This is a genomic window from Chitinophaga flava, assembly GCF_003308995.1.
In the GTDB taxonomy this organism is placed as follows: domain Bacteria; phylum Bacteroidota; class Bacteroidia; order Chitinophagales; family Chitinophagaceae; genus Chitinophaga; species Chitinophaga flava.
Genome location: NZ_QFFJ01000001.1, coordinates 118,011 through 132,458, shown reverse-complemented (window position 1 = coordinate 132,458; position 14,448 = coordinate 118,011). Strand labels below are relative to the sequence as shown.

The following is a 14,448-nucleotide window of genomic DNA, read 5'->3' as shown; positions in this document are numbered from 1 at the left end:
ATTATGAGAAGGATACTTACTGCTATCACGGCGATAGCGCTTTTGGCCGCGTGCAACAAAGATAAAACAGCCCCGCTGCAACCAGTGGATATCTCCGTAGCACTGCAGCTCTCCGGGGAACAGAACAACCTGGAAATGCCTTATCAAGGTGCTAAAGTCACCATCATCAATCAGACAAACAATTCAAAATACACTGACAGTATCACTGTTACCAATAGCAATATGGTAAAGTTCCGGCAGGTGATACCGGGTACTTATCATATTACTGCGGAGCTGCTCGTTTCGGCGGCAGACTATGAAAAGGTTACCGGACAGAAAGTAAGTGGCACCGTAATTTTTTCAGGTACCTTAACAGCCGCCGCTGTAGCCAGTTCCAATGCACTGTTGGTGGAGCTCAGAACAGGTGGTGGTACTGACGGGTGGGTATTCAAACAGATCTATTACGCCGGCTCCCATGTTAAAGACGGCGCCAGCTTCAGAGACCAGTTTATTGAGCTCTATAACAATTCAGACCAGGTGCTCTATGCCGATAGTCTTTACTTTGCGCAGATAGCCGGTGTAAACACGGCTCTGTCAAAGATTGATTATAACAAGGGTTGGTATATGGGCGCAACAGGGCAGTACGACTGGTCCAAAATGTCAGGCAATGCAGCACCTAATGCCAATACAGATTTTTTCTATGCCAGTGCTATATTTCGTATACCCGGTACCGGTAGTACCTATCCTGTGGCGCCTGGCAAAAGTCTGATCATCGCTTCTACAGCTATTAATCATAAGGTACCTTTCGTCGATAACGGTGGGACTGAAGTATCTGTCCGCAATCCGGACCTGACCGTAGATTTAAGCAAGGCGGATTTTGATGTATATATGGGTGACTTCCCGGGTAAAACACCACTCAGTTCTGATCTGAAAACAACTGTTACAAAACTGGTGGTAATCGCAAACGTTAACAGAGACCTGATCCTCGATAATCTCGGCCGCGATGGATTTATGTTGTTCAGAACAAAAGCTGATATCAAAACACAGTGGAAGCAGTATAAATTACCGGATGCCGGACCCACAGAAGACAAAACCTATTTCGGCATGCCTAAGTCTGCATTGGAGATCTATGATGCGGTAGAGATACAGCCTTCCGATCTGGCCAGCCGCGTGCCCAAACGTTTGTCTGTAGAGCTGGATGCCGGCTTTAGTTATGTGCCCAATGGAAAATATTCCAGTCAGGCCCTGCTGCGTAAAACACATAAAACGATAAACGGAAGAGTGGTGTTGCAGGATACTAATAACTCCATTCTGGACTTTGTGACGATCAAGGCTGATCCGTCCAAAAATGCATTTACCGGTAAATAGTAGTAATGAGAACGTTTTCACTGTTGTTGTTTAGTTTGATGATGTCCGCCGGCGCTTTTGCACAACAGCAGGGCGCTGCGGACAGTGTATGGTATTACGGGCCGGCTTTGGACCGCTACCGATGGTCTATGCAGTCGATCGCGGCCATGCAGCGCTATGGCGTGACAGATGCCGGTATTGCTTCTTTGGAAGCTAGCAGGGAAACAGGCGGTTTCCGTTTGTCGCAACTACCGCAACAACATTCCGTGGTCACTTTTCACAGCGAAGGGATTCGTACGCTGGGTCGCTTTAAGGCATATGGCAGCTTTTCATATAGCCGTTTAAGTGATGACTCTGTTTCCTGGCAGTTGCAAGGCATGCCAGACCTGGACAGGCCCTATTACCTCGCTGCCCGCAAGGCAGGCGACTTTCAAAGGCAACGTTATCAGATCAGCGGCAGGGTATCTTATGAGCTGCTGCCGAGAAAAGTGTTCGTCGGTACAGGTGTTTATTATCTCTATAATACGGCCTATCGTACACAGGACCCGCGGCCGGCCGTGAAGGATTTTGAGTTGAAGGTAAGCCCTGATATAGCTGTCAATGCAGGCCGTCATACATTAGGACTGACGCCAACCTTGGGGTATACCTTCGAAAAAACAGAGATTAGTTATACTAACAAACAGTTTCAGAATAATTTCGACAGTGTGCCCGAGCGCCGCACCTGGATGGTAATGGGCATGGGCTACCGGCAGCCAAGACCTGGTGGTGACAACGCTATCCGGACTACTTCCAATATAGCTGGTATCACGCTGACAGATGTTTATTCCCGGAAAGAATGGACTTTTCAGATGAGTGCTGGATACACCTGGCGCCGTTATCGTTTTGGCAGCTATCTCGAAAGCTCGCTGAATGAATCGCTCTGGGGAACTTATTCGCTGGAAGACTACCAGCTGCAGGCTGCTGTTTACAAAGGACAGCAACATAGCTGGCAGCTGGCTGTCAAACGGAGTGTAGGAGATGATATCAATCGTTATCAGGTTAATAACACGGCTGCTGCGCTGAATGGTACCAACTATACCTACCGCGCTACGGCTGCTTCGCTGCATTATAGTTTTGTCGCCCCCGCCGGGCGGAAAGTCACGCCAGGTATGGAAGCAGATATCAGCATGTTGTCGGTGAACAAACACGATTATATCAGCACGCAGCATTTGCAGTTTACGATGCTTACGCCCGAAGTAGCCGGGGTATTGCATGTAAACAATGCCCATGCAGACCGGTTCCGGCTGAAACTATCTGCCGGAGCGAGTTTGCCGGTACAAACCAGTGCAGGCGTATCTGCATTGCAACTGGGAGATATGGAGCTGGACGTATTGTATCACGATTATTATTACCGGAGAAGCAAAGCGCTGACGGGAGGGCTTTCTGCACAATACATGACAAGGCGGTTGTTGAAATCTGTCCCCGCTGGCATCAGTGCTTATATGCGTTATACACAAAGACTGGGAAATGAAAGTTATCTTTTCCCGGAAATAAGGCCGGTAGGTCCTTTCAGGGCATTATACGGTATATCATTGAATATCTATTTGTAAGGAAGCTTTTATTAAAGTAGTAATGAAGAGGACTATTGTTATTATTTCAGGTTTGTTGCTGATCATATTCGGTTCAGCACTGACTACCGGCAACGGCCATGCACAGCGGGCCGCCGATAGTCTGCGGGCATTGTATGAGAGGCCGGTGCAGGAGTGGCCCAGGCCCGATATTGATACAGGCATAGTATGGAAGGAACTGGCGGCCATCCTGCCAGATACCATGCTGCCCCGGCTGCTGGAGCAACCGGATGTTAATCTGGGAAAGATGTTGTTTTTTGATCCGCGGCTGTCGGGCAGCAACCAGATTTCCTGCAGCAGCTGCCATGATCCGGACATGGCCTGGACAGATGGCCGGACGGTATCACTGGGCCATGATCATCTGCAAGGTACCCGCAATACCCCGTCATTACTGAATATAGGCGTGGCACATAAAGAATTCTTCTGGGACGGGCGTTCCGCTTCCCTGGAAGATCAGGCCATTAATCCTATCGCCACACATCATGAAATGAACATGGAACCTCCCTTGCTGGCAGAGAAGCTGGGTAAAATTGCCGGTTACAGAAAACTGTTCAAACTGGCCTATGGTACGGAAAACATCACGATGGACCATATAGTGCAGGCGCTGGCTGCTTTTGAAGCCACCATTAAAAGCAGGACCAGTCGTTTCGATCAGTTTGTAATGGGTAATCACAAACGACTGACAGACGAGGAAATACAGGGCTTACATCTTTTCCGTACCAAGGCAAGGTGTATGAACTGCCACAATGGACAGTATTTTACAGATGATCAATATCACAACATTGGCCTCACTTACTACAAGCGCAAATATGAAGATCTGGGAAGGTATAACGTTACCAAAGATCCGGCAGATGTAGGACGTTTCAGAACTCCCTCCCTGCGGGATGTGATGCTTACCCGTCCCTGGATGCATAACGGGCTGTTTGATAATATCGAAGGTGTGATCAATATCTACAATAGTGGTATGCAGATGTTAAAGCCGCGTCCGGGCCAGGAAAACGACTCGTTGTTCCCTCGTACAGACCCGCTGATGAAAGAGCTGAAACTGACACCTGCTGAAAAAAAGGCGCTGGTGGCCTTTTTGAATGCTATTACTGGTGTGCCTTACAAGATGCGCAGGCCGGAGTTACCGCAATAACTACATTTTAAGAAGCCGGGAGCTTCATGTATCCTTTATGCTGGAAAGAAAAGCATGCTTGAAATCCCGGCTGACTTTTGCGATCAATTCCTTCCGGATGGTGATACGTACAGCAGCGTTTTCCTTGTATTCAACAACTATATCATCATTTCCAGGAAAGATAGCCGGTGTAAAAACACCGTTGTCAGGTGTAATGATGGCAAAACCACAGGCAACCTTTCTGGCTTCAAAAGATAGATCAGCGGGGATTTCAGTCACTTCCTGCTTGAGGTCCAGCGGAGGAACAATGTATAGATCGTTGAGATGCGCCTGCCGGTCGGCAGAAAAGGTGAGATATGTTGTATCCTGTTCTTCCTGGAAATTGTAAATCTTGATTGAGCTATATAGCAGCAAGTCTTGGTAGTACTGACTATGCAGCACTAGTCGGGGATGTAATAATTCTATATTCCCATCATCATCAAATTGTGAAGAGAAGATCACATAAGTTAACCCATCCAGTTTTTGAAAACACTCACCATTAAAATAGATCATCTCAAATCCTGTCCCCCAGTAGCTTTTAAGGGAGTGCAGTGTTGACATTTCTGCTGCCAGGAATTGAGCAAGGATACAGATATTGCTAACAATGGCCTGGGACAGATAGTCATCTTGTCCGGTTATCTCAAAGCTTCCCATTTGTGTGGTCTGGAAACAAAAATCTTCTTTGCCGCTGCCACAGGCAATTACATTGTCAAAAATGCCATATTCTCCTGTTATCCATGCATGTTTGGGATAAAAGACTGTTTTTTCCTCGAATCCATCTGTGGTCTTGAGGAAGAGTGATGCTATTAATGTGGAGTTGGCAAATTTTTCTTTGTCATAATCATCAATAATACCCATAAGGGTTTCAAAAGTCATATTATCATGGAACCGGCATTGTTGACGAAATTCCTTTAAAAAATCCTCCATTTCCCCTGTCCATCCAGCCATGCCAATCGCCAGATTGGGCTTGATGACATATACCTTTTGAAAGTATTCTGTCGGTTTGAGAGACAGTTCCTTGAGATACATTTCAATGTCACCTAAGCTGGTAGGAACGGGGATGTTGCTGCCTTTTGGATGTGAACACACGATGTCACCGATTAGCGTGGGAATTTTTCTGTAAGAAGTTTGTGCTATTAATGTCATGAAGATGAGATCGTTTAGATGATGCTTAGTGAAATACCACTATAGCCTGAATAATAATGCGGCAATGATCCTGTCTTCGGACTTTACGAGATCGGGTCTCCAGTCGGGAGGCAGGGGAGTGGTGGAGTATCCGTCCGGCGAAGTAACACCGCCCTGGCCGGCAAAGTAAGGAACGTTTGCATGCCGGTGTACATATTCCACTCTGAATAACAAACTCTGATTGGGCATCCAGTCGAAGTTGGTGGAGCAATCCCACCCGCTGAAAGAAGTGCCGGGGTTGGTATCAAATGGAAACTTTCCTTCCGGGATGGTGGGATTGTTTGGATTGGGTAATGGGCTGGCCTGTCCGGTAGGTGCGAGTACCAGGTAGCGGCCGGGATTGGTCATGATACCGCCGCCTATGGTCCAGGCGAATTTGTTTTTATGAAACCAGGTCCGGTTATAGAACATGGCGCTCAGAAAGTATTGAGCAGGCCCTTTGGTGTCACTGTCTTTAAATCCATGTACCCCGCCACCACTTTCAAAACCCAGATCTCCTGTAAGCGAAAAGGCCATTCTGGAGATTCCATTTGATTGTGGTTTGTTGAGATATCTGACCAGCATACTGTTGTCTGAGTGGAAACGTTTTCTGCGGGAATTGCCGCCTGTGTCGGTACCAAAATAATCATTGGTCAGGATCTTAAACCGGCTCGATGGATTCCAGGTAATGTTAAAACCTGCACCCGGCTGCTTGTTGAACATGCCATAACTCTGCCAGCCATTGATGATCCAGGGTTCTATCTTGAGGTATTTGGAGACAAACAGCTGTATACGTACGCCGTTGAAAAACCAGGGTGTATTATCCGAAGTAAAGGAAGCCTGGTATTCCCAGTTCTCTACCTGATAATAGGAGTTGAGTCCTACATAAGACATAAAAAGTCCGGCGTCTATATTAATACCATACCATTTGTTGAAATGGTAGCCTATATAAGCCTCACTTAGATATCGGTATACATCTGCCAGTTTATACTGACCGCGATAAGGGCTGAGATCATTGCGGGGCACCACCTGCGAACGCGTTCCGAACTGCAGCATGATCCTGGCGCGGGCATTGTTGTAGGTGAGATCACCTCCCAGGCTCAGATGGGATAGCTGTACTTCATTATCGCGGGCCAGGGCGGTTGAACCGATCACCGTATGGTCGTTGGGGTTATTAAAGGAATGGGTATAGCTCACATCCACCATAATACTGGGAATAAAGTATTTACCGTTGAAAACGGAAGAATCTCTCCGGTCGCTCCCGTTCTGCCAGTTGCTTTCAATCCCTTCGAAGGGAATTTTGGGTGTGGGGTCAGCCTCTTGTGCACGCAGAGACATTGTATAAGCTGTGAATACACATATGAGAAGGAGTAGCTTTTGTTTCATAAAGATTAATTTATGCCTGCGGTTTTTACCGGTAGATATTGAAATATTCAGCGATTGGTCCTAATGCCAACGGAGGGAAATAGGATAATGCTGTAAGGATAATGATGACGGCAAAAATCATGGTCCCAAAGGTCACCGAGTCTACTTTAAGCGTGCCGGCAGATTCCGGGATATACTTTTTACCGGCTAGCAAACCGCCGATGGCCACCGGTCCGATGATCGGTATAAATCTTCCTGTCAGCATACAAAAGCCTGTCAGCACATTCCAGAAAACATTATTCCCATTAAGCCCTGCGAGGGCGCTTCCGTTATTGGCATTGGAAGAGGTGACCTGGTAAAGCATCTCTGAAAAACCATGGTAGCCGGGGTTGTTGAGCCATCCGGATGGTTTAAATACCCAGTTGGCATCCGGATGATGGACCAGCGTATAAGCCGCCAGCGCCGTGCCCCCCTTGATGAGGAACGCAGACAACAGGATGACGATAGCAGCGATTTTTACCTCCCTGGCTTCTACCTTATGGCCCATAAACTCAGGTGTGCGGCCTACCATCAGGCCGGAGATAAATACCGCTATGATCACATAGATAAAGTAATTGAGGATACCTACACCGCAGCCGCCATAAAATGCATTCACCATCATGCCCAGCAGCTGCATCAGAATGGAAAGGGGCATGGCACTGTCATGCATGGAGTTGACCGAACCCGTGGATATCACGGTGGTGAAAATGCTCCAATAGCCAGATGCTGCCGGGCCAAAGCGGACTTCCTTGCCTTCCATAGCCCCGGTGGGCTGTCTGATGCCCATTTGTGCAATTATCGGATTACCGTTTATCTCTGAGATAACAGTGGGGATCAATAAGCAAAACACGCCAACCGTCATCACCAGAAAGGTGACTTTTGCAAATTTTTTCTGGTTGATATAATAGCCCATTGCAAAAATCATGGCCATCGGTATCAGCACCTGTGCAATCAGCTCGAGCATATTGGTAAAATAATCGGGGTTCTCCAGCGGGTGTGATGAGTTGGCGTTAAACCATCCACCTCCGTTGGTCCCCAGGTGTTTGATGGCGATCATGCCTGCTGCGGGGCCGCGTGATACATGCATGGTATCACCCTGCAAAGTGATAAGGGTATCCTTCCCGTCATAACTGGCCGGCGTGCCGTGAAAAATCAACAGGGTAGCGATGATCAGGGCAATGGGTAATAATAACCGGGTAACCGTTTTTACAAACAGGTTCCAGAAATTGCCCACATTTTTGGTGGTTTTCTCTTTGAGGGCATTAAAAAGTGCAGCCAGACAGGCTATACCTGTGGCGGCACTCACAAACTGGAGGAAGGTGATCACAAACAGCTGGGTAAGGTAGGTCACCCCGGTTTCTCCGGCGTAGTCCTGCAGATTGGTATTGGTAACGAAGCTGATGGCGGTATTAAAGCTCAGGTCTGCCGTCATATTGGGGTTGTGGTCCGGATTTAATGGCAAGTGTCCCTGAAACAAAAACAGGAAGAAGGCATATATCATCCAGAGCATATTAATCGTCAGCATGGCCTTCAGGAATTCCTTCCAGGTCATTGCCTGCCGCGGATCGATGTTACACCATCGGAAAATGAATCCCTCAAGAGGCAGGAGAAAATCAGTGAAAGTCTTTTCCCCGCTAAATATACGAGAGATGTACTTCCCCAGCGGGACGGCCAGAAGAACGGTAATCAGAAAGGTGGCAATGATACCTGCTAACTCTGTGTTCATGCAGCTGTGCGTTTTTCAGACTTTGGTAAGACGGAAAATAAATACAAGGAAATATCTTCCCTAAAACAAGAGGAGAAGTAATAGGGTTTAAAAAGGGCAAAAAAATATGAGAAGACTACCAGATAAACGGTATCAGTTTTCGTGTATGCTGTTGGTAAACGGCATAAGTACCCGGGAAAAGTTCATTTAACAGGATTTCTTCCTGCGCTATCTTCAAACAAAGTCCAAGTGCGTATACCAGTGATATGATCACACCGCTCCACCCGCCGGTAACCAGGCTGGTACCTGTCATCGCAAAAATAAAGCCGGTGTAAATGGGATGTCTGACTAAACGGTAAGGCCCTCTGACGATAAGCTCATGGTCCTTTTTGGCATGTACGCCTCCGCTCCAGTTGGTGCCCAGTAAAACCCTCGACCAGATGGCCGTTGCAACACCAACCATGCACAGGATAGCCCCTGCGGTCTGAAGATACAGATGGTTGGGAAGAAGGCGATAATGCTGTGTGAATAGAGGCAGATACAACGCTAAGAAAATAATCAGATAACCCAGTGCGCCCATAAAACGCTGACCGGGAGTTCTTGTCTGAACGTTTTCCTTAGTCCTGTTGCGCAGCAGCAACCAGCAAATGCAGAAAAGTATCCAGCAGCAAAATGTGATGTAGGTAAATATGGTCATTCCTGAAGGTAGGGGATTGCCACTTAAATGCAGCTGTTCATTTTGTTCATTTGTGAGGTCTGTTTGTATATTGATGCAGTGTAATGTGTGGGTGATTTGCAATGATCGAAAAGGAAAATCATGTTGTGCCTCATCACCCGGTTATTATACCGGTGGGTATTCGAATGGTACATGAAAAAATGATGTTGTAGTAAATTTTCTACAGAACTTTCGTAGCATTTCTACAAGTTGGTATTCCTTCTCGTTGTTTTTTTGTCCTGGTGAATAGTATGCACTGTTCCCAATAGGTATAGAACGATAAAACCATTGAGCTATGAAGATTTCTACACTGACCCTTTGCAATTATGTGATCTCTAAAAAGTTGACTTCTTAATAAAAGTCGGACCTCTAAATCTGTTTAAAACCGCATACTGCACGGCCCGCGTTGTCATGGCCGTACAGTTTCCCTTTTTAACCAACAGCTTTGAGACCATTCGTAAAACAGAGTATACCTACCTCAGTGATCAATCTTTCTGAAGACCTGAAACCTATCATTATGTGGAAGGAAGATTTTAAAGGACCTTCCAGCCTAGACCTGAATGCATTTTTGCCTCAATGTCAACAGGATGGCCAATTACCAGGCTGGGGCCCATGAGTTGTTGGTGGATGTGTTGTTCCCTTCCAGGAAGTATAATATTAGTAACCCGCGTTATTTCTAACTGGTAACGTATAAATAAGACCTTGATGAAATTGTATCACCTTGATTTTGGGAGGAGATTCTCCGGTAAGGTATTTATTGTACTGTTTTCTTCGTGGTTGCCCCTGTCGCTTGTGGCTCAGGAGCAGAAAGGAGTGCTGCAGATGGCTGAAGAGGCCTATAGCAGACAGGAGTATGGTACAGCAGCGGCGTTATATGAGCGTCTGGCAAAACAAAAAAGTAAAAAGGTAAAACCGGAGCAGTTGATGAAACTGGCGCAGTGTTACCGGGAGATCGGCCTGTTTGATCAGGCTGGCAGCTGGTATGCCCGGATTACTGCCATGCCGGAATGCCCGCCACATGCCTGGTTTGCTTTTGGAGAGATACTCAGGAACCGCGAACAATATGAAGAAGCGAAGCAGCAGTATGCCCGCTTTACAACTGACAAGGCAGACAGTCTTCAGCTGAAAGAGCTGGCCCTTCGCAGTTGTGACAGTGCCCTCATCTGGAAACAACGTGCTGCCGTTATTACACTGGAGCCAATAAAAGAGCTTAATTCAGAAAATTCTGAGATCATCACTGGTGTGGTAAAAGACGGGTTGCTGCTGATCTCCAACGGATACCGGAAGATGCGGATGAATGGTGTGACAGAGCGGCATCCGGCTGAAGACAAGCGTACGTTGCAGCCATATTACAAGCCTTATATTTTCAAACAATATAGTGTAGGCGACTCCAATGTGTTGCTGGAAGAGCTTTTCCCGCAGCTGTTGGGAAACTATCGTTTTCATATCGGTCCTGTTTGTATGAACAGGGCAGAAGATACCCTGTACGTCACCATCAATGAACAGGACAAGATACTGCCGGAAAATAAAAAAGGGCCAGTGACAGGTGTGCGCAGACTCAATATCTACCAGGCTGTAAAGCAGAATGGTAAATGGAGTACACCAGTGCCGCTGGCAAACGTCAACAAGGAAGGATATTCTTCGAGTTATCCTGTGCTGGCTGAGCAGGGTAGTGTGATGTATTTTGTGTCTGACAGGCCGGAAGGGCAGGGGCAGGCCGATATCTGGTATAGTGAAAAACAGGCCGATGGTACCTGGGGCGCTCCTGTAAACTGCGGTCCGGTATTAAATACCGTGGCTGCAGAGGCTTTCCCAACGATTAATGAAGACGGGGTACTATATTTTTCCAGTAAAGGCCATCCAGGCATGGGTGGATATGATATCTTCAGGGCTATTGGCAACCGTGCGCAGTGGCAGGTACCTGTTAATATGAAAGGGCCTTTTAATACTGGTGGTGATGATATTGGTCTTATCCTCAAACGTAATGGTTATGAAGGTTTCCTCTCCTCTAACCGTACCGGGGGTAGTGGCAGTGATGATATCTATGCCTTTAAAGATGCGCATTATTTTGAGCGGGTGGCTCCACCATTGCCAGCGGAAACACCCGCCAAACATGGCACTTCGGGCGGTACCGGAGATGGTAAAGACAGCACTGGCCACCGTACGGGTAATGGCACAGATAAAACCACTGCCAAACGCAAACTCACACCTGAAGAAGAAAAAGACAAGGCTGAACTGGAGAAGCTGCAGTTCTACTATAAGTTCAACAGTACCGAACTGCTGACAGAGTCCAGGCGTATCCTGGATTACGTAGCGGCTGTGATGCAGCGTCATCCGGACTGGAAGCTGCTGGTGGTTTCGTATACAGATAGCCGTGGTTCTGATAACTATAACAAAGACCTGTCTACTATGCGTTGTTATTCGGTGATCAATTATCTGGATGATAAAGGTATTTCACCTACCAGGGTTTATTACCGCAATATGGCCAAGGAGGCGATTGTGAATGGTTGTCTGGGTGGTGTGCCTTGTGATGAAAAGCAACATCAGGAGAACAGGCGTTCTGAGTTGAAGGTGTTGTATTGATTTGTAAATCAATTTGTTATATATTTATTTAGAGGAGTGAAACAGCCTTGCGGGCCTAGTGCCTGCGGGGCTTTTTTCATATAGAATTGTTTTCTAATGGTCATTGTACAGGAATTCCCGTATTTTTGACGCCTGACTAATTGATTAAATGGATAAGGAGCAATATTTCGACATAGAAGCACCTATTATTCCCGGTGTGAGTCTGGGTGGTATAAATCAGGGGATGCAGGTGAAAGGACTGGAAAAGATTTTTCGTACTGACCAGTATTTTGCCCGTGACAAGAAGATCAGCCTGGTGACTACACCTTCCTTACGATATATAGAATACTGGTATATGGGCGGTATCATGCGCCTGAAAGTAGATATTTATGATGGCAGGATCTCCAATATTATCGCTACAGCCGGTTATCAGGGAACAGTTAATGGTGTGCTTCGTGTAGGTATGACCGTACGTGAAGTATTGCAGGTGGACGCCAGTTTTACCTGTTATTCTCCCCCCGGAGGCTTGATGAGCCCCAACTTCCTGGGCATCTGCCTGTATTTTACACCTAATTTCGATGCCGAAACAGACAGCCTTTCCGACTACCTCGATCATAAAATCCTCGGCATCGGTTTGCTCAATGAATTTAATGCAGAAGGAGATGATGTGTATGTGATGTTGTACGGCCTGAACCATCCACGGTTCAACGGCTAGTTTCTTTGTTCCGTATCATAATAGCCAACTTTTGTCACCTTTGTAATCACAAATCCGAACTGCTCAAAGAAGCGATCTGCATTAATACAATGCAGCATTCTGGGTAATGCGTCCGTATATTAACCATACGGGGGCACAACAGCTTTTTTCCCAGACCTTGCCCGTGCTGCTGCTGTTGCAGCATGCCCGAGGTCATATCGATTTCATTTTTTATCCGGTATGGCAGCATAGCTCCCCACAGCCTATTACAGCATCATCCTTCAGGCAGTTATCTGCTTAGCCTGGTCTGCAGCTACCTGAAGCAGGATCTCCTGACACCTGGCGCCGAAAACCGCTTCTTCTTCCGGCGTATTGGCCGGCGTATTGATGATGTCGTTGAGTTGTTGCTGTAATATGTTTGAAATTTTACCGCTGCCATAGAGCCATGATTTCTCCTGGTCGAAGTTGTCTTGCCAGTGTTGGGTACTCGCAGATAACTTCTCTTGCATTAAAGCATTTGCAGTGTATTCCAGACGTATTACTTCCTGTCTGCCTTCAGTTAATATGATAGATGAAAATTCTGTACTGCCATGAGTAATACCATATTCATCCGGCTGAAGCAATACTTTCCCTTGTTCAACAAAGCGAGTATATAATGTTTTGTTAGGAGAAGTTTCAATGACCAGTTTGGATTTGCCTTCGGCTATTAACAGGGTTCTCCTTTTTGTCGTGAAACAAACCATCCGACGTAAACAGTACCCCTCATATTGTTTCTCCTGAAAAAGAATGCCTACATCTTTGAAATGAAAAAACAAGGGATCTACAAAAGGTTTAATATAACCGCAGTAATAAAAAGGAACCGCTTTCGATGTGGTGAAGGTTTCTGGTTCTGTTTCAGCAATACTTAATATCATAGCACACTATATAAATGGTTATCATAAAACAACTTTGAAGTTATGATTCCGAACTGATGTAATGGGGCAGTGGAGAAAAAATAACATTGGTTATAATGTATGTCTGTAGATGATTTTTTACGCTCTGTGAAGCATTAGCAGTGATATTGTTTAATTTGTATGGATTGACTTATTTGGTTGATCGACTAAAACAGCTTTTTGAGATGTCCCTTAGCCATACGATGGAGTTTGTTATTGCCAATGCCCCCAGTATTCATGTTGTTCCTTCTGTGACAATTCCGGAAGAATATAGGCAATACTTATGCAGTTTTGCTACCCCTTATTTATTAAGGTCTTCTAAGATAGATATTCTCTTGCATCGGTACGAGACAAATGGTTGTTCAGTTATCAATGCAGTATTTATCGTCCGGGAAAAATCGATTCTGGAGGCACAGCTAAAAAGCGCTTTCCGTGTATGTTCCTGTATGCTGCAGGGCAGCGCTGAAGTGCTGGTAAAGAGTGCCGATAAGGTCCTGCTGTATCAGGGGCAGTTTAACCTTTTTGAGGTGAAGGCAGAGAAATTGTTGTTGTATTTTGAGCCTGGTATATATGAATGGCAGGGAATTACTTTTTCCAGAAAACAAATCAGCGATCTGGCTGGTTTATCACCCATGCTGAACAAATGGCTGACTGTTATGGATGGAGTCAAATCAACCACTGCCAGCAAACACTCCGGAATTATTCGGGAGGAGTTAGGTAGCCGGATCAGGGAGCTGAAGAAAGGCAGTGTGCCTGAAAAAATAAAGGCAATATGGATCCAGAATAGAGTATTTGAAGTGCTGTTGTGGCTGGTGGGGTATTATGAAGGCGAGCAGCATTCAGATGCGGTGAATAGTGAATTCCTGTTGTTTGATGGTATCAAATCCTATATAGATCAGAATCTGGATATACCACACACCGTGACAGAATTGGCGCATATGTATAATATCAGTGAGTCCAGAATCAAAAAAGGTTTTTCTAAATATTATCAGATTCCTATCAGTAAATACCTGATTAAACAGCGAATGGAAACTGCGGAAAGATTGATCCAGGAATCAGGGTTAAGTGTGAACAAGATTGCCTATATGCTTGGATATGGCTACCCTGCTAACTTTACAAGGGAATATAAAAAGTATCATGGAAAACTTCCAGGTGCTACCCGTTAAACTTCCAATGTTAACTT

At 46.0% G+C, this 14,448-nt stretch carries 11 protein-coding genes; 6 read left to right on the top strand and 5 right to left on the bottom strand.

From position 1 onward, the window contains the following. Window positions 1-3 precede the first annotated feature (3 nt). Genes DF182_RS00450 through DF182_RS00440 form a run of 3 tightly spaced genes read left to right on the top strand, consistent with a single transcriptional unit; the run spans window position 4 to window position 4,071 of the window. Window positions 4-1,347: a DUF4876 domain-containing protein gene (locus DF182_RS00450; RefSeq protein WP_113613725.1), complete on the top strand. Its 1,344-nt coding sequence runs from the start codon at window positions 4-6 to the stop codon at window positions 1,345-1,347. A gap of 5 nt (window positions 1,348-1,352) precedes the next feature. Continuing rightward, the gene (locus tag DF182_RS00445) at window positions 1,353-2,915 is read left to right on the top strand and encodes a DUF6850 family outer membrane beta-barrel protein (protein ID WP_113613724.1); all 1,563 of its coding nucleotides are present in this window, start codon (window positions 1,353-1,355) and stop codon (window positions 2,913-2,915) included. Window positions 2,916-2,937: 22 nt separating this feature from the next. Further along, window positions 2,938-4,071, top strand: coding sequence for a cytochrome-c peroxidase (locus DF182_RS00440; RefSeq protein ID WP_113613723.1), 1,134 nt, complete (start codon window positions 2,938-2,940; stop codon window positions 4,069-4,071). Between the two features lie 24 nt (window positions 4,072-4,095). Here the strand turns inward: DF182_RS00440 and DF182_RS00435 are convergent, their stop codons facing one another. From DF182_RS00435 to DF182_RS00420, 4 genes are all read right to left on the bottom strand, one after another. Continuing rightward, window positions 4,096-5,235 carry a hypothetical protein gene (locus tag DF182_RS00435; protein ID WP_147243297.1) on the bottom strand — a complete coding sequence of 380 codons (1,140 nt, stop codon included), beginning with the start codon at window positions 5,233-5,235 and terminating at the stop codon, window positions 4,096-4,098. A gap of 39 nt (window positions 5,236-5,274) precedes the next feature. Beyond that, window positions 5,275-6,639, bottom strand: coding sequence for an outer membrane beta-barrel protein (locus DF182_RS00430; protein ID WP_113613721.1), 1,365 nt, complete (start codon window positions 6,637-6,639; stop codon window positions 5,275-5,277). Window positions 6,640-6,664: 25 nt separating this feature from the next. Then, the gene (gene kdpA / locus DF182_RS00425; protein WP_113613720.1) at window positions 6,665-8,383 is read right to left on the bottom strand and encodes a potassium-transporting ATPase subunit KdpA; all 1,719 of its coding nucleotides are present in this window, start codon (window positions 8,381-8,383) and stop codon (window positions 6,665-6,667) included. Window positions 8,384-8,498: 115 nt separating this feature from the next. Continuing rightward, window positions 8,499-9,059 (bottom strand): methyltransferase family protein, encoded by a 561-nt coding sequence (locus DF182_RS00420; RefSeq protein ID WP_113613719.1) that lies wholly within the window; start codon window positions 9,057-9,059, stop codon window positions 8,499-8,501. A gap of 723 nt (window positions 9,060-9,782) precedes the next feature. On the opposite strand from DF182_RS00420, the gene DF182_RS00415 reads away from it, so the two are divergent. Next, window positions 9,783-11,660 carry an OmpA family protein gene (locus DF182_RS00415; protein ID WP_113613718.1) on the top strand — a complete coding sequence of 626 codons (1,878 nt, stop codon included), beginning with the start codon at window positions 9,783-9,785 and terminating at the stop codon, window positions 11,658-11,660. Window positions 11,661-11,808: 148 nt separating this feature from the next. Continuing rightward, window positions 11,809-12,354, top strand: coding sequence for a hypothetical protein (locus DF182_RS00410; RefSeq protein ID WP_113613717.1), 546 nt, complete (start codon window positions 11,809-11,811; stop codon window positions 12,352-12,354). A 260-nt stretch (window positions 12,355-12,614) separates the two neighbouring features. Here DF182_RS00410 and DF182_RS00405 read toward each other — a convergent pair whose 3' ends face one another. Further along, the gene (locus DF182_RS00405) at window positions 12,615-13,247 is read right to left on the bottom strand and encodes a hypothetical protein (RefSeq protein ID WP_113613716.1); all 633 of its coding nucleotides are present in this window, start codon (window positions 13,245-13,247) and stop codon (window positions 12,615-12,617) included. 203 nt (window positions 13,248-13,450) lie between these two features. Between DF182_RS00405 and DF182_RS00400 the strand changes: the two genes are divergently transcribed. Beyond that, window positions 13,451-14,431, top strand: coding sequence for a helix-turn-helix transcriptional regulator (locus tag DF182_RS00400; protein ID WP_113613715.1), 981 nt, complete (start codon window positions 13,451-13,453; stop codon window positions 14,429-14,431). The last annotated feature ends 17 nt before the right edge of the window (window positions 14,432-14,448 follow it).